A 24,109-nucleotide genomic window follows, 5' to 3' on the forward strand; every position below is an offset into this window, starting at 1 on the left:
CGTCCTCACAGACGGTTTGTAGTCGCACTCGATGCGTAGCCAATCATGCAACTCGCGCCATGACTCGTAGCGGTCATGCCAATGCGTCTCAATCTCCCGCCACGCCGCCTGCTTCCACCTGCGCCGCATATGCGCATGTCTGGTCTCGGCGCACCACTCGCACGTGCAGCGGTATCGGTAACTGTGTCTCGCCAACTTGCCGGGCTTGTCTACCCATGGCACTCGTGGCATCCTTCGCCTGATCATGCGCTCCCGCTGATATCTTGTGTATGCTCTGCCTCGTAGGCGCATCGCTGCACCTCCTACCGCAATCCTGGCATTTTCACGTCCTGCCCTGCATCCCTCGCCGCGTAGTAGGCCCTGTTCTCCTTCGCCGACTGTTCCTTCCATGCTCGCTGCTCTCGCCCAAGTGACTGCTGTTGGCTGCGCGTCTCCCGCAGTTTCTCGCGGGCAGCCTTGTATTCATCGCTATCCTTGGGCAACACAGCAACCTTTTCTTCCAAGCGCTTGCGATCACGTCTGAGCGTGTTCTGCTGTTGTGAGCGCTCATACGCCGCTTTGTCGGCATCGCTCCGCTTGTCCTCGAATGGCGCGTTGCTCCTAGCCCGACGAGCTTCGGCGTCCTTGTCAAAGTTGGGAATATACGCGGCCACAGCGTGTATACAGTTTGGGTGAATATTGTTGTATCCGTCTGCAAAGCCCGGAACCTGATCTAGCCTCGGATACCCTGGTGTCTTGCCCTCGATGCTGTATACGCGCCCCTCATACATGGCGCAGATCTCGCACGGCGAGCGATGCTCTGTCATCTGCACCAGGTCATGCCCAAACCCTTTAAGTTGCATCATCGTGCCCGTATTGGCCGCCTCTGCAGTGGTGGTGCGCGTGACCATCTCAGCGTAGGTGTCGAGTCGCCACTGACGACCTGAGCCGTCCTTAATCGCCGTCAGGCCCTCGTCAACGAAGGTGTTGACCAAGTCGGCCTTCATGTCGCGTAGTGTCTCGCCTGTCGCAAACTTCTGCGCCGTAGCCTCCAGCGTCGCCGTTCTCACCTGGTCCTCAATGCGCCGTCCGACAAACGCCGTGGCATCCTTGAGTTGATTGGCCATGTTCTGTGCGATAGCCTCGACAGCGGCCTGGTGCACCTGCGCAAAACCCTGAGGCAACGGAGGCGGTACGAGATCATTCATCGTCCACGGCAATGCGGCAGCGTCAACACCGTATTTATACATCTTGGGAATTTGGGTCTTAACCCATGCCTCAGTCGTCTTGTCGAGCTGCCCGAGGGTCGACCGCACATCGCCAATGAGTGCCCGCTGGTATCGTGTGCTCTTGCACGCTAGCTCCTTTTGGGCGATACTTTCAAGCAGTCGCATGTAGGCATTGCGGTAGATTTGGATCAGGGCTGTTGCTGCGTCCATAGGATCACCTCTTCTGTCGCTGCAGCCCGTCGAACGCCATGGCCGCAAACACGAAGCCCAATAGCGTGTTCAGGAGCCAGCTCCAGCCGCCATCCGCAGTGACGCCAGCACGGGAAGCAGCCTCCCAACACCCGAGCGCTATCCACAAGCAGAATACCCTGCCCACGCCCTCACACCGCCATCCTTAACGCAGTCCAGACCCACCATACCGACGCGCAGGCCATAAGGAATACGAGCCCTGCCGCTGCTCGCGATACGCCATCATCGCCGATGAAGGCCCGTATGAAGAGGCTTAATGCCGTAATGATGGCAGCGGCAAAGTGAATCCAGCCCCAAACCTTGAATAGCGTCATGCTCATACCCCCTCAGTGTTTGGATGCGGCCTATCCCTCGATCTTCATGCCGAAGTTGTCACGCAGGCGAAGAATGACCTTGTCAACCACTTTGTCTATGCAAGTGCAATCTTCCAAACACGACTGGCCCCACTTCTTGGTAGGCCATCGACCGCCGCAACCGGAGCGCACGGGGAATGCCTGCTCCATCCCTGCCATTTCTAGGCAGCCGGCAGAGCAATAGACGCCACTCACGCCGCAGCAGCTGTGATGTCTCAGCGGCCTACCGCAATAATCACATTTGCCATAGACGCCATCTTCTACGGCCTCGGTTTTGGCATGCGCCTCGCAGTCAGGCTCCTCCAGCTGTGCCGCCAATGCCAGCTCGTCAGCCATGGCCCCCAAGTGCTTGCTGATGATCCGCGCCTTTCGTGCGAGTTTGTCTGTGTCTGCCGTTAGCTCGATATGCAGGTCACCCATCTTCATGCTCATTCCTCCTCCCGGCTATGCCGGTTTATTGGTCTCCTGCGGTAGCCCTAGCCCCTCGAATATCCCGCCCAGGTTTGTCATGCTCGGCCCCGGAGGCGCAATCTGCATCTGGTCTGCTGCTATCCGGTCAAGCTCGGCCTCCAACTCCTCGCCTTCCAGCCCGTCCAAATGCTGTATGGCTCGCTCAGTGCTAATCAGCCCCGCGCCCTTGCGTGTGGACATTATGTTGGCCTGCTCCATCTCGTCATCCGGCAGGCCGTCCTGCCATGTGATGTGCACGTTGTCGAGCATTACTGCTCCTGGCATGCCCTGAGCGACCTCAAGCGCCGCGCATAGGCCGATTGCCTTGCATAGCGCCGGGTCAAAGCGCATGCGCATGCGGTTAACTTTGGCGAGTGGTGCCATCATCAGACGTCTCAGCGCCGAGCCACTCTCAGCCATGCCTGCTTTGATGTTGCCGAAGGCCGCGGCGGAAGTCTCGGATAGAGTGTAAAGCTGATCTAGTAATACATTGAACTGCTCAAACGCCGCACTCAGCTCGCCGCCCCACGTGACATACTGAGGCACCGCGCCTGCTGCATTAGCGCCTAATGGTATTGGGAAATACTTGCTCCCGCCCTGCAGTTTATACTCGTGCGTATCGGGATCAAACTCCAGCATGCTCTCAGGCCCTGCGAGGCTCGGTTCGGCATTCTTGTCGAGTATGCGGCTGATCTGCGCTATGCGCACTTCCAATTCACAGATGATGGAGTCGATGTCTGAGTAGTCGTCAATCCCGAACGGGTCATTCGACGTCTGCAGGTTGGGCGCCGGGATCACCAGGAACTCTCCGAGACCATGTTTCACCACTGCTGGGTTCGGCCCCGTAGCGCTCTCCAGCAGTCGCCCGATCCGGTCATTGATCACCTCATAGCGGTAGGTCATGATCCGGTCGGTATAATGGACCTCGGCGGTCAGAGTCCCTCGCCTGCTCTCGACCACAGTTGTCCACGCCAATACATGAGCTAGAACTTCATTGATGTTGTCCGGGTTGAACACTGGAAACCACAATTCCGGTGGCTGCGCCTCGATGTAAGCCCTGCGTTTGTCGCCGTCATACCTGATCTTGAATAGCCCCGTGCCCATAGCCGACGTGTCTAGGGCCACCTTGTAGCCCACATTCATCAGGTCGTTGTCCTTGATGATGCGTTTACACGCCGCCTGCTCCGCCGACTCGCGCTCACCAGCCGTGATCGTAGGCGGCTCACCGAATAGCAAGTCGGCCCATAGCGTGGATAGGCGCTTGAACCAGTTCAACACCAGTTCCAGGCTCCTCTGATCGTCGCGCTTGAGCCGATTCCAGTTCTCGGTGAACACCTCAGCATGGTCGCCTTTGAAGAGCTTGCGGTTTTCGTCATACAACTTCAGCCTCGCCGTTTCGCTCTTGGGCGGCCATGGCTTGCCTCTATCGAGCCAGTTCATATCAGTCAGCTTGTCAGCCATCTCTTCACCCCAGCGTTGAACCCATTCTTGCGGGCCATATGGTGCGTATTACGTACCTCAATGCGTCTGCCGCATGGTCGTTAACCTTAACCGGCCTGTCCTCACCCTTCGCCTGTGCTTTGGCGTCCCACACGTAACCTGATAGCTCCTTGCGCAGATTCTTACAATTCTCGTGCACAAACAACACGTCCCGGCTCATGTGGCTGGACACGTCTCGTATGCCGTCGAGCACGGAGTTGTCGGCGTGTCGGATAGGCCCGATGCCCTGCCGTCTGCACTCGGCGATGAATGACGCCGCCGAAGGGTCAATAACTATGGCCTGGACGCCTTTGCCTGCAATAAACTCCTTCAAATCCTTGGCGTATTCTGAGTCCGTTTTCTGCCTGCCGGTCCTGCGCGAGTCATAGTAATACTCAGCCGGCACATAGATTTGGGCACCCGATTGACCGGCCAGCACAAACGCGGTGGGGTTGGCTGTCCCATAGTCCACGCCCACAGCCATACGGGTGAACTTATCCGGCATGTCACGGAAGAGGCGCTTATCCTCATCCCACATGTCGTAGACTGCGCCCTCGGCCATCACCCATAAGCCGGATATAAAGCGCTTATACCATAGCCCGGTATACTCGCGCTTCAGGCTCTCTACAAACTCCCGCGAGAGGTTCGGGTTGTCCTCTAACTCGAAATGCCAGGATCGTAGGTTGAGTTCCCCGGCACGATCCAGGTAGTCAACCTTCAGCCAATGCATGGGGCCATCGGGGTTTGTCGTGCCAAACAAAGATGCCCCTTCCACACTCAAGCGCGAAAGAAGCATCCTGAAGAAGCTTTCGGGCCACAGGGTCAGCTCATCGCCGTATGCCCCGGCAAGAGTCACACCCCGGATCTTGCTTTCCGACCGCTCGTCGTTTGCTCCTGCGATGTATACCCGCCGATCGAACAGTCGAGCTTCGCCGCTGCCCATGTTACAGCGGAAGTTACCACGGCCTACGATGCTCTCTATAGGGTCCAGTATGTTGCGCTTCAGTGTCCGCTCGGTCTTGCCGGTCATGAGCAGGTCGCCCGGTGGCCCTGCCTTGACATACTCCAGCCAACGCACCAGCGAGCAGATGGTTTTCGATGATCTGACAGCGCCTTCCCAGATGTTCAGCCTGGCTGTAGACTCCGCGATGCTCGTTAGGCCCTGTCGCGAGAACCCACCCCACGTGAATCTCTTAGTCGCCCTTGCCAAGTTGCTCCCTGCTCTCTCGTATGGCAGCGGCTAGATCGTCGAGCGTGTTGACATTATTAGGCTGCGCGTCGCGCCATTTCTCAGGCTGCCTGTTCTTGAGCCAAAAGATTTGGGCTGTCACGTCCGGCAGGATCTGCTTCACAGTGGTTTTCTTTCGCGTCACTTGACCGCGCTTGTCCCTGACCTCTTCGGTTTCGGTGATCTCATACCCCAACGCCCTCTTAAAGAGGCTTGTCTCGACCTTGCTGTCAGATTCGGCCTTGCTCTCTTTTAGGGCGGCTAAAAACTCGGGGTAGCGCTTCTTCCAGTTCGTCACCGTAGCTTTACAGATGCTTAGTGACTCAGCTATCTCGTCTTCCGTCCGTCCATCTCGTGCCAGGCATGCCGCAAGGAACGGGTGTCGCTCTGGGTCATACCGCGTGGGTCGCCCGCCCTTGCCCACTCCGATCACTCCTCCAACGGTTCTATGATTACCTTCAGTGCCATGCCCCCCATGGCTGACAGCTTCATGATCTCAATCCGGTATTGCTCCGGTATGTCCAGCTTCACCCGCGCCCCGTTCTCGTCACCTGAAAGGCTGATGGCGCTCTGTATCGGGGGAAGTGAAGCTATGAACTCGATAGCCACAGTGCGCCCTCCTCGTCAGCTCCCGCGCCTCCGCTTCGGCCTCATCTGGCGTGATCCCTTCGCGCCTGGCTACGATGCTCTGCAGCATCTCGCGGCTGATGTTGCCTGCATGAACCCGCGTATGGCACTCGGCGCACAAACACACAAGATTGCAGCAGTCATCCGGGCCTCCGCTGCCCTTGGTGATGATGTGATGCACCTCTAGCCTCATGCCTGTCCTCCCACACAGCTCGCACCATGGCTTCCTCACGGCTTCGATGGCTCGCTTGTCGCGTAGGCGCTGGGGCTTAGGCAGCATCACGCCCGCCATATCCACTTGGCGTGTCGTATGCGCTGCTCCATCGGCCCTTTAGCATTCTGTGTATGCAAGTAGGCTCCAATATGGCGAGTCGCATTGAGCAGGGCCAGCGCCACGAATACAAAGCCCGCGATGATCACGCAGATCCTGAACATTGCTGCTCCCTCCCTGGCCATTCCGACTCCTGGCCTTCCAAGCCTTCCAACCACTCAATCTCTGCCTTGACTCTCCGTATCAGTTCACGCGCCGAAGGTTCGTAGATGGACAGTAGTTCGGGTTTGCCGCCCAATTGTTCATGCAACCTCGCTAGGCTTGCCTCTGCTTCGGGCAGCAGTTCGCGCATTGCTTTGAGTTTGTACTGGTGGGTTTCCCTCGTCATCCACGAGCCATCACCACACCAGACTATCTCTCGTTCTGGATACACCTCAAGCACTCCGGGCACCTGCGCTATCCGCTGCGCATCCGTTTCATCAGCTTCGAGCGCAAGCCAATTGACTAGACCGCTACGAAACGCCACACGCCCGATCTGCTCCAGCGATTCTATTGAGTCGGCATCGTAGCGGACCATGAAACGCATTGGCGTTGGCTTAGTCGTCGAATGGGCAACCATAATAGTCTCCTCGCCGCCAATGCCGCCACGTGTGATATAGCCATTCCGCGCAATCGAGCAGCACTGCACCGATAAACATCAGCACACACACTGCGGCAAAAATCAAGCCGACCGTGATCTGGCCATTCGCACACATGCGTTCTATCTCTGCCAACATCGCCGTCACTCCTTATCCCAGCATGGGCGAGGCCGGCCTTCTTGCCGCCCCGCCCAGTGCTGGTGTCGCAGCCGTCCAATTCTCTACGGGCTGTTGGCTGACGGTCCCACCACATGCCCTCCCGCCGCGACAAGCGGGGGATACCGTTGCATGGTCGGCCACCTCAGGTGACCCAGCACCCCATGTCGTACGGTATAATGGCCACCTTCAGGGCGGAACCTTTCCTCCCAGCTCCGTCAGGAGCCTGCTCCCTATTCGGGAACATTCCGTCGCGATCCCCTATTCTGGTGGCACAACTGCCAGCGGCGTGTCGGCGCTCACGCACTGGAAAACTGGTTGCGCGAGGAGGGATCGAACCTCCGGCCGGTCGGATATCAGCCGACTGCTCTGCCGCTGAGCTATCGCGCAATACTGGTTGCAGGGACGGGAATCTAACCCGTATCGCGAGGTCATGGGCCTCGTGAGTTGCCGTTACTCTACCCTGCGACAAACTGGTCTGAGCGGCACGATTTGAACGTGCAACCCCCTACTCCCAAGGCAGGTGCGCTAGCCAAGTTGCGCTACACTCAGGCAAAACTGGTGGACGCGCCGAGAGTCGAATTCGGCTCCGGTGCCGTGCGCTTCGGCTTTCGGCTCCGTCGAAACCATACCGCGCCCGAAATTTATAGGCCCGGCCACACAATCTAGGCGTGGTCGTCACAAGGACGTTTTTCCCGGGCCTTACACATGGGCGTAAATTGCCCCTCATATATGGCTCCGAAGGCGCATTTTATAACCTGTTTTGGGCTACTGCTGAAAGTTTTTTCCCAATTTTCTTTCTAGCGGCTCCTAAATGCTTGTGAATCATCACTTGGGATATACCCAACTTCTGAGCCGTCTGCTCCTGCGTAAGCCCTCGATACTCACACCAAATCAATGCCTTGCGCTGCTTATCGGTGAGACTGCTTTTGATGCAACTGCGCAATGCCCGCTTCAGTCCTCGTATGTAGTCTGAATTATCAGTCGCCTCCATCAGCAGATATGCCTCATAGCTTGCGTTGGCGTGCTTCGATGCCTTCATGCGCCTAATGCATGTGTAGGCATCATCGCAGTTGTCTCCGGCGTAATAACCCTCCACCGTACGTTTGGCACGGGTCATGTCGTCTAGCATGTCACGGAGGATCACAATCTGCCCAGCAAGTTTTGCGCCTTCAACGGCAGTGTCCTCACACTCTGCAAGCTGCTTTTCTCTAACCGCAATCATTTTCCGAATACCCTTGATGGTGGCGGTATACTGCTCTGGCATGTCGCCAATGAACTGCTCCTTGGATTGAAACTCCATAATTCTTGCCCCTTTCGCAAATAAAAAAGGCCAGAACAACTCCCTCGAAAGGGATTGCTCTGGCCTCCGGTTGTCCGGTCAGCTCAGGACACTATGTAGTTGTATCTCGCCTTACGAGTCGCTGTCTGATATTGGAGTCTTGCGTATTACCAGCTCAACATGCACTTTACAGACATGGACTCGTATCATGCCGCCCCTCCTTTGGGGGGTATTTTGAACTTCTCTTTTATGTCTCCGCCGACCGGCCACCCATCCTGAATCTCGAAAGTGAGCGTCGCGTACCTAGCCGCCCTGGCACGGTGGTATTTTTCCAGGACGGCCATGTCGTCTGCACTCACCTCGATCATTCGTCGGTCGGCCTCCATAGGTCCCTCCCCTAACTCAGCGCTCCATGTCCCTCGTGCCTGCGGCGGTCGTCCATTAACTCTGCCATCGCCCTATACGTTAATCGCCCCGGCTCTTGTGTAGGCAGAGCCGGCACCCGGAAACACAATCTACCCAGGTCTACCTTCAACTCGGGATTCTGCCGGACGAACTCATCAAACTGCTTGCGCAGACTGCGATCCGCTCCATGCAGCACAATCGAAGCCCCGCCATTGAAATGCGTCTCCCCGTTTTCCTCCTGCGCTCCGCCAAAACAGATAGTGGCCTCATGAATGTTGAACTCGCCGCTGCCAATCTGCTTGGCCAGATGTTCCAAGTATCCGGCCACCGGCGACCAGTCAACGGGAGTCTGCAGGCTGGCATGCACCATCGCCTCTAGCCGCTCTCGCGTTGTCATCATCCCGCCTCCCCGCCCTTGAACTTGTCCTGCGCCTGCTTGAAGATGGCCTCCACATTGATCTGCCCGCTTTCGCCTCGCGCTGTCGCAGCCATAGCCTCCATGCTCTGTATCATGCTGTTTATCACCAGCGGAAGTAGCTCGGCTCGCTCATCTCTCGGAATTCCATCCAGCATCTCTTTGTTATCGCGCATGGCTGCGCCAATATATCCAGCGCAAGTTTCTATGACGGTTAAAGCGACACGAGCCTGCATAAGCTTAGTGCACAGTTCCTCAACGGCGCTCATTACCCCACCTCCCGAATCTCTATCTCAACCCTCGGATCGCCATACTGTTTGATAGCCTCTAGCTGCACGATCTGCCCGTCATCCTGCCATATCATGCCGTTCAACGCATCCATCACGGTCTTGCAGTAATTGTCGATATCCGGCCTCACGCTCGGATATTCTCGCTTGCCCTTTTTCGGTCTTGGCAGGTAAAATGTCATTGCGACGGCTAATGGGCCTCGTAGTGGGGATGGCGGACGGTGCTGGGCTGCAATCCATTGCACCGTCTCCTCCCACTCTTTCGTTCGCTCGGGCGTGTAGCTGTGTGTCCTGCTGCCCCGGGTGACTGTCCTCGCTCTCGCCTTGGGCACTGGAGTGCCGGGAACTACGATACGCACTCGCTCACCCTCCACACGAATACCGGCTTGCCCTGTCTGTGCATCTCTAGGATCATGTTCGCCGTGCCCTTGCTCTCGCCGTCCCACCCAGCTAAGAGCGCGTCCGCGTATTCTGCCATCTCGCGATTACGAATAGGGCCTGCCGCCTTGCCGTGCTTGTCCCAGTCGGCAGGAAAACGCTTGATGGGAATGTCGTTTTCTCGTGCCCATTCTTCACCCGCTAAGTCAACATTGCCCGACGCGCCGCTGACCAGTTCGGTGACATCATACGCCAACTCGAATTCGCATATTGCACAGCAAACTTCATCGGCGGCATCTGCTGCGTTACGAGTGCCTGCGATGATGAGCTTCATTCCCCTGCCTCCTCCCGCTCGCTCAGCACGGCTGTCACTTCGGCAGGCCCCAAATCCCCGGCCGGGCCACAGAATATCGCGTCTGTACCGTCGCCTTTCCGCGCACCAAACGGAAGCTCTTTCCGCTCGTACCCCGCCTGCACCCGCCTGCTCCACACGGCACACGCTAGCTGTCGGTTGCTACACGTTCTAGTGCTCGCACCGCATACCGTGCAGCACACTGTGTGGAGCATCACCCCACTGCGCTCCTCTGTACGGGCAGAGAGGTATTGGGCCTTGCCGCCGCAGAAGGGGCAGGGTTTCAGCTCACTCATCACCATCCACCTCCCAATTTCTACTCCTCGTCGAATCCGAGCATCGCCCGGAGCGCTCTGGCAGCGGGATGCGCCAGACAGTCGGCCCCGTAGCAGGTGGCGCACCCAATTAACGTCCTCGGAGCTCCGGGTTGTTCTATCGGGCAGCCAGTCTCCTCCATAAAATCCTCTAACTCAGGTATGAGGTCATATATACGCCTGAGCTTGATGTCAGCTTTAAGCTCATTCACCGCTCTTCTCTCCCTCCCTCGGCTCTAGCTCCATCAACCTGCGCTCTAGCTCCGTGTTTTGCGCCTCCCACGCAGTATCCTCCGCAGCAGCCCACGCAACATCCCACGCAGCAGCCCACGCAGCATTCCCGGGCGAGGCTGTTACAGCAGCCCACGCAACAGCCCACGCAACAGCCTCCGTACCGTCCCACACAGCAGCTTTCGCAGCAGCAACCGCAGCCTTCCGCGCAGCATCCAGCGCTGCGTTGCTCGTCTCGCCGCGTAGCCACGCACGTTTTGCTTCTATCGCCGCCCAACTGCGGGGGTCAGGTTCGCATCCAGCGGCACGCTCCCGTTCCAGCGCCTGTTCCGCGCACCAACAAGCGAACTCATGCAGAGTGCGCGTGGCATCCGCCATCCATAGCACAGTGCGCTCTGAGGCGCAGAGTCTGTCGCCGTCCAGAATCTCACCGCCAAGCCCCACGCGGCAGACTATCGAGCCGGGCGCGAAAGCGAGCGCATCCAGCGGCCGTATGCTTGCGTGTAACCCGTGCTCGCACATCTTCAGCGGCGGTTCGACTCGTAATGTCTGTCCCGTCTCCACCAGTGTGTGCGGCGGAAACTGCAGTCTATGGTCATCATGCAGAAAATGCCATGCCAGGATGCCCGTTTCAGTCTCGGTCATCGCTCGATGCCTCCCCGTAATACATCCCCAGCGCACGCAGGGCCTCATGACGCTCACAACCGTCTTGCAGTTCGCACTCTCCGCAATCCTCTAGGCGCTCAGCCAGTCCGCCATAGCACTCGTCCGGCATGCACGCTTCCAGCACCTCCGCCATCTCCCCGACCAGTGCGATCAGGCGGGGCACGTCGGGGTGGGAGACAAGATTCTCCATAGAAGCCTGCGACAACGGGAATACGTTTGGCGCATGTTTCCAAGGGGCAGTCGTAACCTCATACATCGACCTGCCTCTTTCGTCTCTTGTTGTCGTTACCCACCACGGTCCTCGCGCCTTGTCGGCCCGGTCTCGAATCTCCTGTAGCCATCCAGGTAGGTCAGTCATTGGCGTTCACCTCCATAATCGTCTCTCACGGCCCATCCCATTCGGGCAGGTTGTCGTATTTCTCCTGGGTCATCTCGCGGACTTTGATTGTGATCTCGTCGCCGACCTCTGAGTCCTCCAGGTCTGCCTCAAGCAGTTGCATAAGAAACGCTAAGTTCTCCGTGCACAACGTGCTCGCGCCCGGAAATAGCTCCACTTTCCACACCTTCACTATTCCGTCCCCTCCGGATACTCGTCCCACTCGCGCCCATCGAGCAGGCGACCAGACAGTGCCGCGCCGACGCGGTAACTGTATGACCCATCGGGCCACCTATGCGACTTAACCCCTGCGCACTGGCTGCACCGGTCGCGGTAGTCGGCGTCCACGATCCAATAGCAACCACCCTCACAGGCATGGCTGTCAGTGCAGCCGCACACCGGGCACGTCGTCTCGCCCGACATGATCTCGTCAAAGGTGTCGCGCTCAGGAGCCCACTGCCCCCAGCTCTTAAAATGGAAGGGCACACGTGCCGCCAGGCACTGGCCGCGCAGACTGCGAACCCAGTCGGGGTGCATGGGTCGGGCGTTGGTGCCCGTTTCGCCGCCGCAAATTACCCAGTCCAGACCTCGCCTTCCAAAAACGCAGGCAGAAGGTGTGCAACTCAGAATTCCCGGGCGCGATGAAGGATCACGAGTTTCCGCCAAAGGATTTTCGGGTCTGGTGCAGCCGCCGTTATAGTGATCGCAATCAGTAAATGGCGGTAGCCAGGATGAAAGATCCACCGGTCCCAGCATCGGTTCCACGCTGACGAACCTCGCCGCCGCAGGTGTTTGAAGGAGGAGTGGTATCCGCTCATCGGCTCTGGCCTGATTCTCGGCGGTCACACCTGCCCAACAATTCGACAGCGGCCAACTGATAGGAGGAGTAATGTAGGACACCTCACCGTGAGAATGGCCATTGCCATGCCTAATCCGGTCCTGCCAATTGTCTTGCTGTGTGCCCCACCTCAGGTTCGGCAGGGCGTTATTTGTGGGATCACCGGTCCTATGGCACGCCTGTTCGCCGGGTTGGGGAGGTCGCACGAAGGCGGTTAGGACAAGTCGATGGACCAATTCCCGGTAGCCGATACCTTCGCGGTAGAGCATAACTCGCATGTGCCCATCCTCACCCGGCATCGGAGTCATTGGTGTAGGTGTGGGCGGAAAGGGTAAAGGCCTGCCTACTCGCTCGATGTATTGGGCCTTTTCTTTGCATTTCTGACTGCAGTAGCGCCGTTTCGCATATCCCGTAGTGTTATTACCGCAGTTGACGCAAGCGCCGCTTCCATGGCGACTGAAGATGACGCCATCATTGCGAACAAGATAGTTCTCGTAACCAGGCACGGGACGTGTTTCAAGTACCATATCGGCTGTCTCACGTGCCACCCCGGTCGAGTCAATGGCTCTGGCGACTCGGAATGGCGTCGCTGAATCAGAGAGATACTCTCGCATCCTTTGCGGTCGCTTAGTGAGCACCATGAATATGTGTTGAGGACACAACGCCATCACCGCGAATACCCGGTGTATATACTCATCCGGCACATCATCGTGGAACAGATCGCCCATGCTGCATACGAAAATCCTCGCCGGTTTCCACATCCTCAGCGGCTCCTTCAGTTTGTCCTCGTGCAGCGTTACCTTGAACGGCTCGTCCGCCGGGTATCCACACCTGCCCCGAAGGCGCTGAGCCATGCGCTTGGCATAGCAATTCGCGCAGCCTTCGGAGACCGGCGTGCAGCCCGTTACTATATTCCAAGTTTTCTCAGTCCAGCTGATTGACGTCGTGTTCACCAGCTCCACCCCTCTTCGCGCCGAATCTGTGCCTGCGCCACGTCCGCCAGCATCATGCAGTAGTTCGCCACATCAACCGCCTCTTCGATGACGGCGTATAGGTTAGTCAGCCCATCGTCGGTCAGGATCGCGTCCATAGCTCCGATCAGTTCTAAGACCTCTTCTGTCATCCCACCAACTAGGTATTGGAGCGTGCAGTTCTCCCAACCGCCTCTGTAGTCGCGCGCCCTGAGTTTGCATTCCATCAGTTGCGCGAACCAAGCCACTGTTGGTCTGGGCTCTGTATCAATCGCCTCTTTGAGTTCGTTCACCAGCTCCACCCCTCCTCACCCTCGGCAACTGCCTTCTTGAGCGCAGCGAGCGCCGCCTCAGGGTTACCGCCGCGCCCCTCATACTTCGCCCACATCAGGCATGTCCCGCGTTGCCGCTTTACCATAGTAACCGCCTCCCAGCTGTCCCAACTGACGCCCATGCAGATGCCCACATCTATGGCCCGCTCAATTTCTACCACGTCCACCCCTCCTCGCCTTCAGCCACAGCCTGTTTGAGTGCTGCCAGAGCGGCCTCAGCAGAATCGCCGTGCACAAAATACTCTGGCCACCAGCTGTAAGCCCCTCTCGCGCGCCTGATCATAACGACCGCCGACCAATCACCACGCGCATTGGGGTATATACCGATGGCGCCCGATAACGCTCGTCTTGTGTCCATGGTCATGCCACCTCCTCCGGTTTCAGCCGGCACTTCATGCGCCCCTCCTGCACCGCTTCCCATTCGAGGGGTTTGAGTTTGAACTCCGCGCCCTGACTGCATACCGGTTCGCCGCGAGTGTATAGTGGGCGAAAGTTAAGGCAATCCGCACAGTTGGTAAATTTGGGCATTATGCAGCCTCCACATCTACCGTTTTGGGCTTCTCGAACACTGTGAACACCCTGACCCTATTGCCGAACCCCACCACCACCGACACCAGAGCCAACAGTCGCGCGTCCTTTGCCGGTGGACGCGGCACAATGTAGTGCAGTATCCCCACACGCCCGCCCGGCTTGATTAACCGCCACGCCTCTCGTAGCAAGTCCTTTGGTTCCGGATACTCGTACCCGTATTGCGTCGCATCCTCTGGTGTGTATGGAGGGTCGATCAGGACCGCCTCGAAGCTCTCCGCTGGCAACCCCGTGTCCCGTGCATCTGCCACCAGGCTTGGCTCCATCGCGGGATTGAGATCAACAGTATAATCGCCTCGAACTGTCCCGCTGCACATGTGGCACATTTCCCCCGGCAGTAATGCCTTCGCCCGCCACAGGAACCCGCCCGGATACGCGCCGTAGTAGTGCTGTTTGGTCCGCGCCAGAATCCATACATCTGCTAGTGGACGATATGTATAGCCAGCCATTGAACCACTCCCTTATTTCATAATTCGACCCTGCAACACAATTACGCCCACCGTTTCACACGGTTATTGGCGTGGGCTTGAGTTAGTGGTCATCGGCATGATCACGTAACTATAGTCGGGATCGCCCTGGTCGAGCACTAGCACGGGATGCCCAATGCCCGTGTAACCTATCCGCACGTCGCCCGTCATCACCCGCAGGGCATCGCGCAGGTATGACGGCCTGAGCGATACTTGCATAGTGGGATCATTTCCTTGGAAATCGCCGACGATGTTCAGCTCCTCTTTCGCATTGCCTATCTCCGGGTTCGTGGCCTCGACCAGCAGGTGGTCGTGCGTGTCCTCGTCGAGGGTGAAACGCATGGGCGCCAGTTGGTCCTCGCACATCAGCGACACTCTCTCGATTGCGCTGAGCAGGGTATCACGCTCCACCGTGATCCATGCCTGTACCTTGGCCTGGTCGGGCATGACTCGCTCCCATTCTGGGTATGCACCCTCATACAGGCGAGCGATAAACCGTGTCTCGCCTACGGTGGCCTGCACGTGCTGGTTACCCAATATGAGTCGCACAAAGGCGCCAGATATTCTCTCGATCTCGCTCAGAAACCGCGCAGGCAGAATTGTGCTCACCGACTCCTCGGTATCCATGCTTGCTCGGCGCACGGCCATGCGGAATGAATCGGTGGCCGCCATGGCCATCTTGCCGTCTGCCAACGTGGTCAGAACTCCTGCCATGACCGGCCTCGTCACATCTGTTGCTGTGGCAAACGCCACCCTGCGCACCATTGCGCAGAACTTATCGCCGGGTATGGTGAGCGACTTGCCGCTGGCCTCGGGCAGCGCAGGGTAGTCCTCCACCGCCATGGTTTGCAATGTAAATCTCGACTTGTTGGCCTTGATAATCGCGCTCGTATTCTGTGCGGTGATAACCACCTCGGGATGCGGAAGCTTTTTAGTGATGGCCTCAAATTGCTTGCCTGGGACGACTATTGCGCCCGGTTCCTCGACGGTCGCGGGTATGCGCGTCTCGATGGCCATCTCCAGATCGTATCCCGTCAGCATCAGCCCATTGCCATCTGCTGTCATCAGCATCCCGGTTACTATGGGAATATTCGCGCTATGGCTCACTGCTCGGGACACTACGCCGACCGCCTGTTGCAGCGCAATCGTGGACACCGAGAGTTTCATTACGCTATCGCCTCCATTTCATCCGCTACCGCCTCGAACGCTGCTGGTTTGGCGTGCGCGCCTTCGAGCACTAAGGCGATTACATCTTGGATACTCATGCGGTTCCCATCGGGGTGCAGCAACTCGCCAGCCTGAGCACGTTTCCATGCCGCGCCGAGTATGTACTCTATCGCTCGCAGTCTAGCCAAGTCGCGCTCACTGAGCGGCGTCCGTGGGCTGCGCGGTGCGCCTTGCGGCACCTGCACCTGCGCATCTCTCATGCTCCTTACGTGTTTCAGGACGTCCTTCATCTGGCGCCCATAACCAGCTGCGCGTAGGCACTGCAATGTGTGCAACGCACCGTGCTCCCACTCGCGGAGGATGATGGCGTCCTCCTCGTCTGCCCATTCCTTGCTGTCGCGAAAATACAAATGGTGTCTGTATGCCTTGCTCTTGATCGCCTCGTATGTGCTGTGGGTGCCTATATCGGCTAGTCGCCGCTGCACGCCAACCACGCCCTCTGCCGGGTAGTAGTCGGTGAGTATGCGCTCTGCTTCAAGATTCCAAGTCGCCGCCATGCTCGCCCTCCTCATCCGCCGCGGTCTCCTCCACAGTCCACCAGGGTCGCGTCGTGGCATACACTGCTGCCCTACATATCGCCTCTGACAACCTGTCCTCCAGAACCAGCGAGGTCAGAGCCCTCTCACACCATCGGCGGGCCAGCTGGGCATCGTCCATCGGCACGCTGAACCACTCGGGTATGCCTGCCTGTGACCATAGCGCCGGGAAAAATGTGTCGCGCGCTGCATTGTCATGGGATAGGACGAGTTTCAGAATGTCTAGCGCCTCTGCAGCGTGCTCGCAGTATAACGGCACCCCAAACAAATATGAGCTCTTATCCCGGCAAAACGGCGATCTCCCTGTCACCTTATCGCGCCATTCTATCTCCCGCCCGTATATATGCTCCGCTACTGCCGCATCCAGCTCACGCCCCGATAGACTCATGATCTCGTCGTATGTCATCGCCAAATGCCTCCCCTACTCCGTATCGCTGCTGCGCCCGCCATGTTCTCCATATGAGCTCCTGGTTGCCTATCTTGCCAGCCCGCCAGTCGCGCATCGCCTGCCGGCACTCCTCGGCGCACAGATACTCGCGTTGTTGTAGCGTCCAATTCATGCTGGCACCCGCCTTTCGAGGTTCTCGAAGCTCACAAACTCGGGATTCCACCTCAGCTCGACTGTGCCCACTGGGCCATTACGCTGCTTGGCGATGATGACCTCTGTAATGCCTTTGCGGTCTGTCTCCGGTTTGTAGTAATCCTCGCGCCAGAGGAAGAGCACCACATCTGCATCCTGCTCGATGTTGCCCGACTCGCGCAGGTGCTGGAGTTGCGGGCGCTTATCGGCGGTAGCCTCGACGGCCCTACTGAGTTGTGCGAGAACAATCACGGGAACCTTGAATTCCAGCGCCAGCCACTTGAATGCCCTCGTGTATTGGCCTATCTCCAGCTGTCTCTGATCAGGGTGAACCTCGGAGCTCAATAATTGCAAATAATCCACCACCACCAGGTCGCACCTTCCCTCTCGCTGCAGTTTGCGCACCGCCGCTTTGATGCGGACTGGACTAGGTCCGACAGGCCCAAACGTCCATGCCCTGAACTGCGATAGCTCGCCCAAAGCTTTCGACATACGCGTCCACTCGTGATCCTGAACCAAACCTTTCCGCAGTCTGTCCGCCGACACTCGCGCTACCCGGGCAATGGCCCTCTGCATCAGGCTCTCAGGAGTCATCTCCAGCGTAATGAACAACACTCCATATCCCTGTTTAGCTGCGTGTTCAGCTACGCACTGCCCGAACGCGCTCTTGCCCATGCTCGGTCGACCTCCCACTATGATCAGATCGCCTTTCTGCCAGCCCGCGGTGTAGTGATCGAGGTCAATATACCCGCTGGGTATCCCGACAATGGGATTCTTGTTCCGACACCTTTCCTCGATCTCATTGAATGCTCTAAGCAGCGAATCCGCATACGGCACCGGCCCCGTCCGCAAGTCTCGGCCTTCCAGCTCCACCGCCCCGGCCTGCAGGGTGTCCACGGCAATGAGATTGCCGTCATAGGCTTGCTCTGCTGCCTCCGCTACCGTCGCGATCACTCGCCGGAGCTTGCTCTTCTCCAAAACAATCTTGGCATAGTCCTCCCAGTGCAACCATGACGGCACCGAGTTTGCCAAGGTGCTGATGTATGACGCGCCGCCGACCTGCTCCAGCGATTCCTGTTTTCGCAGGCGCTCAGTCACGGTAATGAGGTCAATGGCCTCTCCTGCCCTACAAAGCGCCGCAATCACCTGATATACCTGTCGGTGAGCATCGTGGTACAAGTCATTTGCAGTAACTATCTCCAGCGCGCTCTCCGCTGCATCTTTGTCAAGGAGCATAGATCCTAGCAGCGCCTGTTCTGCCTCAAGGGATTGTGGAGGGACTCTATCCACTGGCTTCACCCTCCTCTCCCCAAATCTGCCTCTTCAGCGCTTCTTCCGCATCCAATCGGCGGCGGGTTTCCTCGGCATTGGGGATGTAGCGACCAACGGGAGTCGCGCTCTCAACAGGCTTGTCCGCATCCGGAATGCCGTGAACGTAGTCCTCCCATGTGTGCTTGCCCAGGAAATTAACAGCCAGTTGAATGAATTTGGGCACTTTACTCGCTGTTGCTTTGTCGTAGTTGCGAGCCGCATCAATAATCTCCGCAGGGTCTGGGGCGTTGCCTTTGTCATCGGCGGTATGGATTAGCCGCGCCCATGCGTCCTCTGCTCCTTTGCGGTTCTGCCGCTGTCGCGATGGATACGCCGCCCAAAACGTGTCGAAGTCCATCCGTTCACGGGGAGACAATAGAGGGGTACTATCTGTACATCTGTACTCTGTACCTCGTTCTGTCCTCGTTCTGTCCTCGTTCTGTCCTCGTTCTGTCCTCGTTCCCGGCTCGTTCTCGCTGGTAGGCTGCGTTTGCTGTTTTGCGCGGCTTTTCCGTTTGGCGACAGCCTCCGGTCGCGTCGAAGGGTAATCGTACTGCAATTCGCGGAAGTTGATTAATTCGATAGAGCCGTCCTCGCGCCACTGAGCCATCTCCGCGACGGCGAGCCGTTTCATCAATGGCTCCAGATCCTCGGCGCGAATGCACAACAAACTGGCGAGTCCGTCCGTGTCGGCCACATGGATAACGCCCCGCTCAGAGGACTTATTAGCCAGCACCATCATGAAGATCCAAGCCCTAAACCAGTCGCCCGGCATGCCGCGCATGGCCTGATTATCCATGATCTTGTTGTAGAGTCGGCACCACTCATAGGTCATGGCTTTTGTTCCTCTCTACGCCATTACTCGTTCTGTCCTCGTTCTGTCCTCGTTCTGTCCTCGTTCCCGGCTCGTTCCAAATTCGTGCGATTTCATGCTGCTCTCGCCGCCTTGATCTGTTCATCAATCGCCTTGATGCGGTAGATGCTGGCGTCGATAAGCGCCTGGTCAGTTAGCTCATCGAAGATGCTCATCTCGGTATCCCACTGGCGGTATAGCTCTCGTAGATGCTCTTTGAGGGTGTTCATTCATACACCTCTCCTGTGGCCTCGAACGCTGCCTCGATCTCTAGTCGCTGCCATTCTAAACGGCGCAGGGTTAGTGCGACTCTCTCTGCTATCTGCTCGGGTTTGGCCTTCGACTCGTGGTGCGTGATCTGCCCACCTGCGCCAATACCCACCAATGTTGCCAGCTTTCCCTGCTGGATGCTCACTATAGCCTCGGGGCGCACAAGGAGCTTCGGATCGCCCCGCTTGGCGATGTTTACAAACCCGTTATACATAGCGCTCACCTCTTGTTCCCGATAGCCCGTCCGGCGCGACGGGCAGTAATTGCTGCAGGGGTATTCATTCTCGCCGTGCGCCGCCGGCGGAGGGGTTATGCTCCTTTACCAGCCAGCCGCGCAAGCTCGACGTTGCGTAGCCGGATCTCATGGTTATCGGCCTCAAGAACACGGATCATCTCTTTGGCGACCTCCAGCTCAATCCTGAGGTCCTCCGGCTCATTACGAGCTGTCACCAACCGTTCTAGCGCCTCTGCAGCCCGCACCTGCGCTTGGGCAGCCTCGACGTGGATGCACTCATTGGTGTCGGGGTTGTAGTGGGCGCAGCATTCGGTAGAACACGGTTTGCAGTCTGGGCTATGCGGACAATACAGGTCCCTGCCATGCTCAGTCCATGCTTCACTCCTGCGCGTTGCTAGATTCTTCATCACTATTCCTCCTCTGGCTCGGGAATGGTCTCGGGCTCCTTTATACCGTCAAACTCCACCGGCTCTTCCGGTCCCAACCCGTGTGTAGCCTTTATGAGCGCTATCATCCGCTCAGCAGCGGCGATCTGCCGCTTGCGCCGCCGGTGCGGGGTTAGCTGCCTGCCAGGAACTGCTTCACAGCATTGAGTAGGTCGCCCGGATCGATCAGGGGGTCATGCTCCGCCTTGTGCGCAACATCTCGCAGCCTCTCGATGGCTTCCTTCACGAACTCTAGAATGTCGGACAGATTCTCATCGCCCCACACGGTGCACTCTAGCGCCGTATCCAGCACGCCAATCATGTCCGTGCGAATGATGGATACCTCCTCGCTAGCCTCGATATAGCCTTCCTCGACGGCCCATTCGCGGACTTCCTCAGCGGTGCCGCCTATCATCCATCCCACTGCGTCGTCAGGCCGTTTCTTGTGCACAATGCGCCAAAACGCCTCGGGCGCGGTCTCCTCGCGGGCCTTCACGCAGTCCTCACAATCAACCTGGCGATAGCACTCCGAGGCATCGCCAGCCGGGCAACTAGAACGGCACGGCATCATAGCCCTCCTGCGGCGCACTCTGTGCAGCCTGGCTGTTCTCGCCTGCACGAGAGAGGAAGTCCACCTGGCCGGCGATGATGGCCACTCGACTTTTGTTCTGGCCCGTCTGCTTATCCTGCCACTTCTCTACCTGCAAGCGGGCTGTTATGCCCACCTGGCAGCCCTTCTTCATGTACTGCGCCGTTGTTTCAGCCACCTTGCCGAAGCAGGTGATCTCAAACCAATCAGTGGTCTTGGCCTCGTCGTTGCGGTTTACGGCCAAACTGAATCGCGCCACGCTCATACCGCTTTGTGTGGCTCTCATTTCCGGGTCGGCTCCCAGCCGACCGATTAGGCATACCTGGTTCATGCTGCACCTCCTAGCCTAGCGGCAACTGGCCGCACTGATCGCCGAATGTGTCATCCGCAGGTGGCTCTAGCTGCTCGTCGCTCCAACTGTCATCGACGGGCTCGGCAGGGGCTGGCTGCGCCTGGTGCCCCTCGATCCATGCGCAAGTCTCGTCATACTGCTCGCGGGTCAGTGCCTTGGTGCTCTCTACGCCAAACTGCATGCTGATGTAACCTTTGATCTCCTCGTTGGTCACGTGAACGCCATTGGCCATGGCGAAGAGTCGCTTGAGCTGTGCTTCGCTAGGCCCGCTTGCCTGCGCAGGCTGTGGGGCCTGTCCCTGTAGTAGCGTCTGTGCCGCGAGTTTGACTTGCTCATCCTGCGCCTTGTCGGCGAGCCACTGCACGTAGCCGCTATCCTTGGCCCATGTATCGCTCAGGCTCTGCCCCTTGTATTTGCCGAAGGGCAGCACGAGTTCTCCGGGATTTCCGGATAACTGAGACGCGGATTGTGCCGTAGGTTTGGGCGCTGTTTGCGCTGTGGGTTGTGGGGTGGGCTGTGTTTCGGCGGCAGGCTTGCTCTGTAAGTCGATGATTTCGCCATCATCGGACACCTGCACCCGCTGCGCACCGGGGATGGAATCCACTTCGGATTCATCGGTAAAGCCCAGACCGCATATAGAGAGCGTCACTCGCCGCTTGCTCTTGGTCTCCGCTTTCATAAAAGCGTTGGCCAGGGCCTCGCCGCGCAGTCCAGCCAAAGGCACCGCGCCTATGGCCTCGTCTGTGCGTCTGTCGGGTGTAGTCGCCCGTGCAGTCACCACGTAAACGTCATCGACCTTCTCACGCGCCGTGATAGTGATGCTGATCTTGTCGCGCCTGCGCAGCTGGTCGGCAGCATCGCGGCGAGCATAGAGCGTCATCTTCCCTTGCAGAGTGATGTAGTCGAAGGGCCGCGTCGCCGGATTAAGCCCCAGCGATTCGCACACTTGCAAGTAGTAGCTGACACGCTCTGCTGCGCTGAGCTTGGACAGATCGCCCACCATCAACACCCGCTCCATCACAGCGGCGGTATCAGTGCGGGCCAGCTCTGTTCCCACTCGCTACACCTCCTCGGTCGTGACAACAAGCTTGGGTCCCCGCCCGATGACGGTCACACCCTCGACGATCTCGCCGGTGTCCCGGAGCACGATCCGGTTTCCGGTTACATCCACGACCTTCTTGAGGTCGGCCCACTTGGGCCTCTCGGTGACCTCAACATACTGGGTTCTGTCGTTGACCTTGAGATAACCCAACAGCGCCACGTCGTCACGCTGGAATTCGGGTTGCTGCTGCCTGATTGCGAATGTGCCCGCGGGTGTCTTGAATGACTTGATCCGCGGTTCAACCTCGTGCAACGGCAGGTAGAACTCTGCGAGCTTACCTGTGAAAAAGTCCTCCTCACGCTGGAGCTTCGCGCGCTCGGCCTCGATCAGCATGTTCTGCCGCTCGACGAACGCCTGTGCCCGCCGGATCTCCACATCAGCAACAATCTTGAACTCGTTGAACCGCTTGCGGTGCTGTGCGAGCTTGCGCATGCACCATGTAGCCGACTCGACGCCGTCAACCGTGAACGCCGCTCTCCGCGTCTCGACCTGCTCCCGCTCATCCTCCGGCGTATCCTCTGCTGGAGCATCGGGAATGTCAGGTCCATCGAGCAAATCGGCAGAGAACTGGGGAATATCCAACTCCTGCATACTCATGCACTATGCCTCCCCTCGCTGCGGCCTATCGCCCACCCGAACAACACGTATAACGTGATTGTGAACGCCGCTAGGATCAATGTGATCAGCTCATACATGCCTGTCCCTCCATTGCGTGTCGGGCCACGCCGTGATACCCTGGAGGCGTGGCCCGGTCTTGCGAGCCTACGCCACTGCCGCCACAGGTGCATCTGTCGGCGGCTTTTCCATGCGCTGCTCCAGGTCAGCAGCGGCGAATCGTAGCTGATCGGCGATCTGCCATGCCTGCGCCGCGCTAAGATAGAGCGATGCCCCGTCGATGTCGAGGCTGATGAATGGTGCCATACCTGGGTAATCCGGGATCGGCATGATCACTGTCGCCCTAGCCAGCTTCGCATCGGACGACACGTAGAATGTCGTCTTCACTGCCTGTCCCTCCTCTCGCCGTGTATCTCACGGCTCATCTCCTGTAGATTTAGCGCTATCGCTGTGAGTGCGAGCGTCAGAACCGCCATCATCATGACTGTCAATACTCTGTGCATGTGTCCTCCTAACTCGCTCGCTGGTATCCACCGAGGACTGACACCAGCTCCATGTCACGGCTGCCGCGATCCCGGTAGATCTCCACGACTGCTCCAGGCGCACCCTTGAGCAGCTTGTCCGCCGCATGGATCGCCTGCTCCTCGGTGGCCCTGCGACACACGTAGCGCCGCACACAAGAGCGCTGTGATGTGATGTGCACGGTAAATGGCTTGTAGCGGATCTCCATAGCTGTCATGCCTCCTCGTCAAGCTCCAGTCTCGAACAGACAAACGTCCCGGTCTGCCCCTAACTTGCGCGCCAATTTGGCGCGATGATGGGCGTCTGCATCACGCCGAATGGTCACATCGAAAGCATCTAGCGCTCCAGATAGCAGTCCCAGCGCATGGGCCAGGTCTGACACCACCTGCCCCGTCGCACGCACTAACTCCAGCCTGTCTCGCTGCAAGAACGCGGCTTCGAGTTTGGGCAGAGCTTCCTCCGCCTCGTGAATCTCCTCCCTCACGATCCATCCGGCTTCGCCTGGTCCCAAAACGGTCTGTGACACCGGAACTCGCTGCACCGGGACAATGACGGCCATCATGCCGTCCACCTCCACAGTGATCGGACCAACGCGATGAGCCGCACGTATCCCGCGCTCCATGGTGATGGCACGGCTGCCACCCTCAATCGCGCTGACGTGCGGCTCATTTAGGACATCCATTACGGCGCACATCTGCGCCAGAGTCATTCGCGCCTGTTGCCTGCGCTCACGCAGGTCAACGGCTACAGCCATCGGTGTCTTGCGCATGATGTGATAACCTCCTTTCGCCCTCGCACGCTGTGCGCAATAGTGCTAGGCCGGTATGCTAGAGTCAATGGGCCAAAGTATGTCGTTAGGCGTTACCCCTAGTGCGCGGGCTAGTTTGTCGATCTCGACCGCAGTTGGCATCCGTTTATCGTGTTCAATAAG

43 protein-coding genes, 3 tRNA genes and 1 pseudogene are annotated in these 24,109 nt (G+C 58.2%); all 47 read right to left on the reverse strand.

Going from position 1 to position 24,109, the window contains the following annotated elements; genetic code table 11:
* Positions 1–302 precede the first annotated feature (302 nt).
* Positions 303–1,418 (reverse strand): phage minor capsid protein, encoded by a 1,116-nt coding sequence (locus tag VB144_11555; protein ID MEA4884268.1) that lies wholly within the window; start codon positions 1,416–1,418, stop codon positions 303–305.
* A 4-nt stretch (positions 1,419–1,422) separates the two neighbouring features.
* Positions 1,423–1,584, reverse strand: a complete 162-nt coding sequence (locus VB144_11560) for a hypothetical protein (protein MEA4884269.1) — start codon at positions 1,582–1,584, stop codon at positions 1,423–1,425.
* A gap of 4 nt (positions 1,585–1,588) precedes the next feature.
* Complete coding sequence (locus tag VB144_11565; GenBank protein ID MEA4884270.1) at positions 1,589–1,771, reverse strand: hypothetical protein; 183 nt, start codon at positions 1,769–1,771, stop codon at positions 1,589–1,591.
* Positions 1,772–1,801: 30 nt separating this feature from the next.
* Positions 1,802–2,236, reverse strand: coding sequence for a hypothetical protein (locus tag VB144_11570; GenBank protein MEA4884271.1), 435 nt, complete (start codon positions 2,234–2,236; stop codon positions 1,802–1,804).
* Between the two features lie 18 nt (positions 2,237–2,254).
* Positions 2,255–3,721: a phage portal protein gene (locus VB144_11575; GenBank protein MEA4884272.1), complete on the reverse strand. Its 1,467-nt coding sequence runs from the start codon at positions 3,719–3,721 to the stop codon at positions 2,255–2,257.
* A gap of 4 nt (positions 3,722–3,725) precedes the next feature.
* Positions 3,726–4,949, reverse strand: coding sequence for a PBSX family phage terminase large subunit (locus tag VB144_11580; protein ID MEA4884273.1), 1,224 nt, complete (start codon positions 4,947–4,949; stop codon positions 3,726–3,728).
* The gene (locus VB144_11585) at positions 4,933–5,391 is read right to left on the reverse strand and encodes a hypothetical protein (GenBank protein MEA4884274.1); all 459 of its coding nucleotides are present in this window, start codon (positions 5,389–5,391) and stop codon (positions 4,933–4,935) included. The genes VB144_11580 and VB144_11585 overlap by 17 nt, the downstream gene beginning before the upstream one ends.
* Positions 5,392–5,396: 5 nt before the next feature.
* Complete coding sequence (locus tag VB144_11590; GenBank protein ID MEA4884275.1) at positions 5,397–5,576, reverse strand: hypothetical protein; 180 nt, start codon at positions 5,574–5,576, stop codon at positions 5,397–5,399.
* 297 nt (positions 5,577–5,873) lie between these two features.
* The gene (locus VB144_11595) at positions 5,874–6,029 is read right to left on the reverse strand and encodes a hypothetical protein (GenBank protein MEA4884276.1); all 156 of its coding nucleotides are present in this window, start codon (positions 6,027–6,029) and stop codon (positions 5,874–5,876) included.
* Entirely contained in the window at positions 6,011–6,484 is a 474-nt protein-coding gene (locus VB144_11600) for a hypothetical protein (GenBank protein MEA4884277.1), read from the reverse strand. The genes VB144_11595 and VB144_11600 overlap by 19 nt, the downstream gene beginning before the upstream one ends.
* A gap of 490 nt (positions 6,485–6,974) precedes the next feature.
* Positions 6,975–7,049 (reverse strand) — tRNA-Ile (locus VB144_11605).
* A 4-nt stretch (positions 7,050–7,053) separates the two neighbouring features.
* Positions 7,054–7,127: transfer RNA gene (locus VB144_11610), tRNA-Met, on the reverse strand.
* Positions 7,128–7,133: 6 nt separating this feature from the next.
* Positions 7,134–7,211, reverse strand: a tRNA-Pro gene (locus VB144_11615).
* Between the two features lie 199 nt (positions 7,212–7,410).
* Positions 7,411–7,962, reverse strand: a complete 552-nt coding sequence (locus tag VB144_11620) for a sigma factor-like helix-turn-helix DNA-binding protein (protein ID MEA4884278.1) — start codon at positions 7,960–7,962, stop codon at positions 7,411–7,413.
* Between the two features lie 185 nt (positions 7,963–8,147).
* Positions 8,148–8,309 (reverse strand): hypothetical protein, encoded by a 162-nt coding sequence (locus VB144_11625; GenBank protein MEA4884279.1) that lies wholly within the window; start codon positions 8,307–8,309, stop codon positions 8,148–8,150.
* Between the two features lie 29 nt (positions 8,310–8,338).
* Entirely contained in the window at positions 8,339–8,743 is a 405-nt protein-coding gene (locus tag VB144_11630; GenBank protein MEA4884280.1) for a hypothetical protein, read from the reverse strand.
* Positions 8,743–9,030 (reverse strand): hypothetical protein, encoded by a 288-nt coding sequence (locus VB144_11635; GenBank protein ID MEA4884281.1) that lies wholly within the window; start codon positions 9,028–9,030, stop codon positions 8,743–8,745. The genes VB144_11630 and VB144_11635 overlap by 1 nt, the downstream gene beginning before the upstream one ends.
* A complete protein-coding gene (locus VB144_11640; GenBank protein MEA4884282.1) occupies positions 9,030–9,407 on the reverse strand; it encodes a RusA family crossover junction endodeoxyribonuclease in 378 nt (125 codons plus the stop codon). The genes VB144_11635 and VB144_11640 overlap by 1 nt, the downstream gene beginning before the upstream one ends.
* Complete coding sequence (locus VB144_11645) at positions 9,395–9,760, reverse strand: SLOG family protein (protein ID MEA4884283.1); 366 nt, start codon at positions 9,758–9,760, stop codon at positions 9,395–9,397. Before VB144_11645 ends, VB144_11640 begins: the two co-directional genes overlap by 13 nt.
* The gene (locus VB144_11650) at positions 9,757–10,074 is read right to left on the reverse strand and encodes a Lar family restriction alleviation protein (GenBank protein MEA4884284.1); all 318 of its coding nucleotides are present in this window, start codon (positions 10,072–10,074) and stop codon (positions 9,757–9,759) included. Before VB144_11650 ends, VB144_11645 begins: the two co-directional genes overlap by 4 nt.
* 20 nt (positions 10,075–10,094) lie before the next feature.
* Entirely contained in the window at positions 10,095–10,304 is a 210-nt protein-coding gene (locus VB144_11655) for a hypothetical protein (protein ID MEA4884285.1), read from the reverse strand.
* A complete protein-coding gene (locus tag VB144_11660; protein ID MEA4884286.1) occupies positions 10,297–10,968 on the reverse strand; it encodes a hypothetical protein in 672 nt (223 codons plus the stop codon). The genes VB144_11655 and VB144_11660 overlap by 8 nt, the downstream gene beginning before the upstream one ends.
* Positions 10,955–11,347 (reverse strand): hypothetical protein, encoded by a 393-nt coding sequence (locus VB144_11665; protein MEA4884287.1) that lies wholly within the window; start codon positions 11,345–11,347, stop codon positions 10,955–10,957. Before VB144_11665 ends, VB144_11660 begins: the two co-directional genes overlap by 14 nt.
* A 25-nt stretch (positions 11,348–11,372) precedes the next feature.
* Positions 11,373–11,558 carry a hypothetical protein gene (locus VB144_11670; protein MEA4884288.1) on the reverse strand — a complete coding sequence of 62 codons (186 nt, stop codon included), beginning with the start codon at positions 11,556–11,558 and terminating at the stop codon, positions 11,373–11,375.
* Positions 11,558–12,817 (reverse strand): DUF5131 family protein, encoded by a 1,260-nt coding sequence (locus VB144_11675; GenBank protein ID MEA4884289.1) that lies wholly within the window; start codon positions 12,815–12,817, stop codon positions 11,558–11,560. Before VB144_11675 ends, VB144_11670 begins: the two co-directional genes overlap by 1 nt.
* A pseudogene (locus VB144_11680) lies at positions 12,800–13,165 on the reverse strand (DUF5131 family protein). The gene VB144_11675 and the pseudogene VB144_11680 overlap by 18 nt, the downstream one beginning before the upstream one ends.
* Entirely contained in the window at positions 13,153–13,467 is a 315-nt protein-coding gene (locus VB144_11685) for a hypothetical protein (protein ID MEA4884290.1), read from the reverse strand. The pseudogene VB144_11680 and the gene VB144_11685 overlap by 13 nt, the downstream one beginning before the upstream one ends.
* Positions 13,464–13,667, reverse strand: a complete 204-nt coding sequence (locus VB144_11690) for a hypothetical protein (GenBank protein ID MEA4884291.1) — start codon at positions 13,665–13,667, stop codon at positions 13,464–13,466. The genes VB144_11685 and VB144_11690 overlap by 4 nt, the downstream gene beginning before the upstream one ends.
* Entirely contained in the window at positions 13,661–13,864 is a 204-nt protein-coding gene (locus VB144_11695; GenBank protein ID MEA4884292.1) for a hypothetical protein, read from the reverse strand. The genes VB144_11690 and VB144_11695 overlap by 7 nt, the downstream gene beginning before the upstream one ends.
* A 2-nt stretch (positions 13,865–13,866) precedes the next feature.
* Positions 13,867–14,034 carry a hypothetical protein gene (locus tag VB144_11700; GenBank protein MEA4884293.1) on the reverse strand — a complete coding sequence of 56 codons (168 nt, stop codon included), beginning with the start codon at positions 14,032–14,034 and terminating at the stop codon, positions 13,867–13,869.
* Positions 14,034–14,543: a hypothetical protein gene (locus tag VB144_11705; protein ID MEA4884294.1), complete on the reverse strand. Its 510-nt coding sequence runs from the start codon at positions 14,541–14,543 to the stop codon at positions 14,034–14,036. The genes VB144_11700 and VB144_11705 overlap by 1 nt, the downstream gene beginning before the upstream one ends.
* Before the next feature lie 63 nt (positions 14,544–14,606).
* A complete protein-coding gene (dnaN, locus tag VB144_11710) occupies positions 14,607–15,728 on the reverse strand; it encodes a DNA polymerase III subunit beta (GenBank protein ID MEA4884295.1) in 1,122 nt (373 codons plus the stop codon).
* Positions 15,728–16,300: a hypothetical protein gene (locus VB144_11715; protein ID MEA4884296.1), complete on the reverse strand. Its 573-nt coding sequence runs from the start codon at positions 16,298–16,300 to the stop codon at positions 15,728–15,730. Before VB144_11715 ends, dnaN begins: the two co-directional genes overlap by 1 nt.
* Complete coding sequence (locus VB144_11720; protein ID MEA4884297.1) at positions 16,263–16,730, reverse strand: hypothetical protein; 468 nt, start codon at positions 16,728–16,730, stop codon at positions 16,263–16,265. Before VB144_11720 ends, VB144_11715 begins: the two co-directional genes overlap by 38 nt.
* Positions 16,693–16,884, reverse strand: a complete 192-nt coding sequence (locus tag VB144_11725) for a hypothetical protein (GenBank protein ID MEA4884298.1) — start codon at positions 16,882–16,884, stop codon at positions 16,693–16,695. The genes VB144_11720 and VB144_11725 overlap by 38 nt, the downstream gene beginning before the upstream one ends.
* Positions 16,881–18,194 carry a replicative DNA helicase gene (gene dnaB, locus VB144_11730; GenBank protein ID MEA4884299.1) on the reverse strand — a complete coding sequence of 438 codons (1,314 nt, stop codon included), beginning with the start codon at positions 18,192–18,194 and terminating at the stop codon, positions 16,881–16,883. Before dnaB ends, VB144_11725 begins: the two co-directional genes overlap by 4 nt.
* Positions 18,187–19,050, reverse strand: coding sequence for a hypothetical protein (locus VB144_11735; protein ID MEA4884300.1), 864 nt, complete (start codon positions 19,048–19,050; stop codon positions 18,187–18,189). Before VB144_11735 ends, dnaB begins: the two co-directional genes overlap by 8 nt.
* 92 nt (positions 19,051–19,142) lie before the next feature.
* On the reverse strand, positions 19,143–19,298 hold the full coding sequence (locus tag VB144_11740) for a hypothetical protein (GenBank protein ID MEA4884301.1): 156 nt from the start codon (positions 19,296–19,298) through the stop codon (positions 19,143–19,145).
* Positions 19,295–19,552: a hypothetical protein gene (locus VB144_11745; protein ID MEA4884302.1), complete on the reverse strand. Its 258-nt coding sequence runs from the start codon at positions 19,550–19,552 to the stop codon at positions 19,295–19,297. The genes VB144_11740 and VB144_11745 overlap by 4 nt, the downstream gene beginning before the upstream one ends.
* 95 nt (positions 19,553–19,647) lie before the next feature.
* Positions 19,648–19,980, reverse strand: a complete 333-nt coding sequence (locus VB144_11750) for a hypothetical protein (protein ID MEA4884303.1) — start codon at positions 19,978–19,980, stop codon at positions 19,648–19,650.
* A 151-nt stretch (positions 19,981–20,131) separates the two neighbouring features.
* The gene (locus VB144_11755; protein MEA4884304.1) at positions 20,132–20,566 is read right to left on the reverse strand and encodes a hypothetical protein; all 435 of its coding nucleotides are present in this window, start codon (positions 20,564–20,566) and stop codon (positions 20,132–20,134) included.
* The gene (locus VB144_11760; GenBank protein ID MEA4884305.1) at positions 20,550–20,918 is read right to left on the reverse strand and encodes a single-stranded DNA-binding protein; all 369 of its coding nucleotides are present in this window, start codon (positions 20,916–20,918) and stop codon (positions 20,550–20,552) included. Before VB144_11760 ends, VB144_11755 begins: the two co-directional genes overlap by 17 nt.
* Positions 20,919–20,928: 10 nt before the next feature.
* Positions 20,929–21,996, reverse strand: coding sequence for a hypothetical protein (locus VB144_11765; protein MEA4884306.1), 1,068 nt, complete (start codon positions 21,994–21,996; stop codon positions 20,929–20,931).
* A gap of 3 nt (positions 21,997–21,999) precedes the next feature.
* Positions 22,000–22,638 carry a host-nuclease inhibitor Gam family protein gene (locus tag VB144_11770; GenBank protein MEA4884307.1) on the reverse strand — a complete coding sequence of 213 codons (639 nt, stop codon included), beginning with the start codon at positions 22,636–22,638 and terminating at the stop codon, positions 22,000–22,002.
* Positions 22,639–22,803: 165 nt separating this feature from the next.
* Positions 22,804–23,043: a hypothetical protein gene (locus tag VB144_11775; protein ID MEA4884308.1), complete on the reverse strand. Its 240-nt coding sequence runs from the start codon at positions 23,041–23,043 to the stop codon at positions 22,804–22,806.
* Between the two features lie 124 nt (positions 23,044–23,167).
* Entirely contained in the window at positions 23,168–23,386 is a 219-nt protein-coding gene (locus VB144_11780; GenBank protein MEA4884309.1) for a hypothetical protein, read from the reverse strand.
* A gap of 18 nt (positions 23,387–23,404) precedes the next feature.
* Positions 23,405–23,947: a hypothetical protein gene (locus VB144_11785; protein ID MEA4884310.1), complete on the reverse strand. Its 543-nt coding sequence runs from the start codon at positions 23,945–23,947 to the stop codon at positions 23,405–23,407.
* Between the last annotated feature and the right edge of the window lie 162 nt (positions 23,948–24,109).

Source organism: Clostridia bacterium (assembly GCA_034926675.1).
Lineage (GTDB): Bacteria > Bacillota > DTU025 > DTU025 > DTU025 > JAYFQW01.

Excerpts from the sequence above, each read along its gene's own strand:
- VB144_11720 (MEA4884297.1), bottom strand. The coding sequence starts at position 16,730 with ATGACATACGACGAGATCATGAGTCTATCGGGGCGTGAGCTGGATGCG.
- VB144_11575 (MEA4884272.1), bottom strand. The coding sequence starts at position 3,721 with ATGGCTGACAAGCTGACTGATATGAACTGGCTCGATAGAGGCAAGCCA.
- VB144_11725 (MEA4884298.1), bottom strand. The coding sequence starts at position 16,884 with ATGAATTGGACGCTACAACAACGCGAGTATCTGTGCGCCGAGGAGTGC.
- VB144_11625 (MEA4884279.1), bottom strand. The coding sequence starts at position 8,309 with ATGATCGAGGTGAGTGCAGACGACATGGCCGTCCTGGAAAAATACCAC.
- VB144_11660 (MEA4884286.1), bottom strand. The coding sequence starts at position 10,968 with ATGACCGAGACTGAAACGGGCATCCTGGCATGGCATTTTCTGCATGAT.
- dnaN (MEA4884295.1), bottom strand. The coding sequence starts at position 15,728 with ATGAAACTCTCGGTGTCCACGATTGCGCTGCAACAGGCGGTCGGCGTA.
- VB144_11570 (MEA4884271.1), bottom strand. The coding sequence starts at position 2,236 with ATGAAGATGGGTGACCTGCATATCGAGCTAACGGCAGACACAGACAAA.
- VB144_11620 (MEA4884278.1), bottom strand. The coding sequence starts at position 7,962 with ATGGAGTTTCAATCCAAGGAGCAGTTCATTGGCGACATGCCAGAGCAG.
- VB144_11760 (MEA4884305.1), bottom strand. The coding sequence starts at position 20,918 with ATGAACCAGGTATGCCTAATCGGTCGGCTGGGAGCCGACCCGGAAATG.
- VB144_11565 (MEA4884270.1), bottom strand. The coding sequence starts at position 1,771 with ATGACGCTATTCAAGGTTTGGGGCTGGATTCACTTTGCCGCTGCCATC.
- VB144_11770 (MEA4884307.1), bottom strand. The coding sequence starts at position 22,638 with ATGAGTATGCAGGAGTTGGATATTCCCCAGTTCTCTGCCGATTTGCTC.
- VB144_11785 (MEA4884310.1), bottom strand. The coding sequence starts at position 23,947 with ATGCGCAAGACACCGATGGCTGTAGCCGTTGACCTGCGTGAGCGCAGG.
- VB144_11705 (MEA4884294.1), bottom strand. The coding sequence starts at position 14,543 with ATGGCTGGCTATACATATCGTCCACTAGCAGATGTATGGATTCTGGCG.
- VB144_11665 (MEA4884287.1), bottom strand. The coding sequence starts at position 11,347 with ATGACTGACCTACCTGGATGGCTACAGGAGATTCGAGACCGGGCCGAC.
- VB144_11645 (MEA4884283.1), bottom strand. The coding sequence starts at position 9,760 with ATGAAGCTCATCATCGCAGGCACTCGTAACGCAGCAGATGCCGCCGAT.
- VB144_11780 (MEA4884309.1), bottom strand. The coding sequence starts at position 23,386 with ATGGAGATCCGCTACAAGCCATTTACCGTGCACATCACATCACAGCGC.
- VB144_11600 (MEA4884277.1), bottom strand. The coding sequence starts at position 6,484 with ATGGTTGCCCATTCGACGACTAAGCCAACGCCAATGCGTTTCATGGTC.
- VB144_11745 (MEA4884302.1), bottom strand. The coding sequence starts at position 19,552 with ATGTATAACGGGTTTGTAAACATCGCCAAGCGGGGCGATCCGAAGCTC.
- VB144_11595 (MEA4884276.1), bottom strand. The coding sequence starts at position 6,029 with ATGTTCAGGATCTGCGTGATCATCGCGGGCTTTGTATTCGTGGCGCTG.
- VB144_11635 (MEA4884281.1), bottom strand. The coding sequence starts at position 9,030 with ATGAGCGCCGTTGAGGAACTGTGCACTAAGCTTATGCAGGCTCGTGTC.
- VB144_11700 (MEA4884293.1), bottom strand. The coding sequence starts at position 14,034 with ATGCCCAAATTTACCAACTGTGCGGATTGCCTTAACTTTCGCCCACTA.
- VB144_11630 (MEA4884280.1), bottom strand. The coding sequence starts at position 8,743 with ATGACAACGCGAGAGCGGCTAGAGGCGATGGTGCATGCCAGCCTGCAG.
- VB144_11755 (MEA4884304.1), bottom strand. The coding sequence starts at position 20,566 with ATGCCGTGCCGTTCTAGTTGCCCGGCTGGCGATGCCTCGGAGTGCTAT.
- VB144_11740 (MEA4884301.1), bottom strand. The coding sequence starts at position 19,298 with ATGAACACCCTCAAAGAGCATCTACGAGAGCTATACCGCCAGTGGGAT.
- VB144_11555 (MEA4884268.1), bottom strand. The coding sequence starts at position 1,418 with ATGGACGCAGCAACAGCCCTGATCCAAATCTACCGCAATGCCTACATG.
- VB144_11650 (MEA4884284.1), bottom strand. The coding sequence starts at position 10,074 with ATGAGTGAGCTGAAACCCTGCCCCTTCTGCGGCGGCAAGGCCCAATAC.
- VB144_11695 (MEA4884292.1), bottom strand. The coding sequence starts at position 13,864 with ATGGACACAAGACGAGCGTTATCGGGCGCCATCGGTATATACCCCAAT.
- VB144_11735 (MEA4884300.1), bottom strand. The coding sequence starts at position 19,050 with ATGACCTATGAGTGGTGCCGACTCTACAACAAGATCATGGATAATCAG.
- VB144_11675 (MEA4884289.1), bottom strand. The coding sequence starts at position 12,817 with ATGCGAGAGTATCTCTCTGATTCAGCGACGCCATTCCGAGTCGCCAGA.
- VB144_11750 (MEA4884303.1), bottom strand. The coding sequence starts at position 19,980 with ATGAAGAATCTAGCAACGCGCAGGAGTGAAGCATGGACTGAGCATGGC.
- VB144_11715 (MEA4884296.1), bottom strand. The coding sequence starts at position 16,300 with ATGAGGAGGGCGAGCATGGCGGCGACTTGGAATCTTGAAGCAGAGCGC.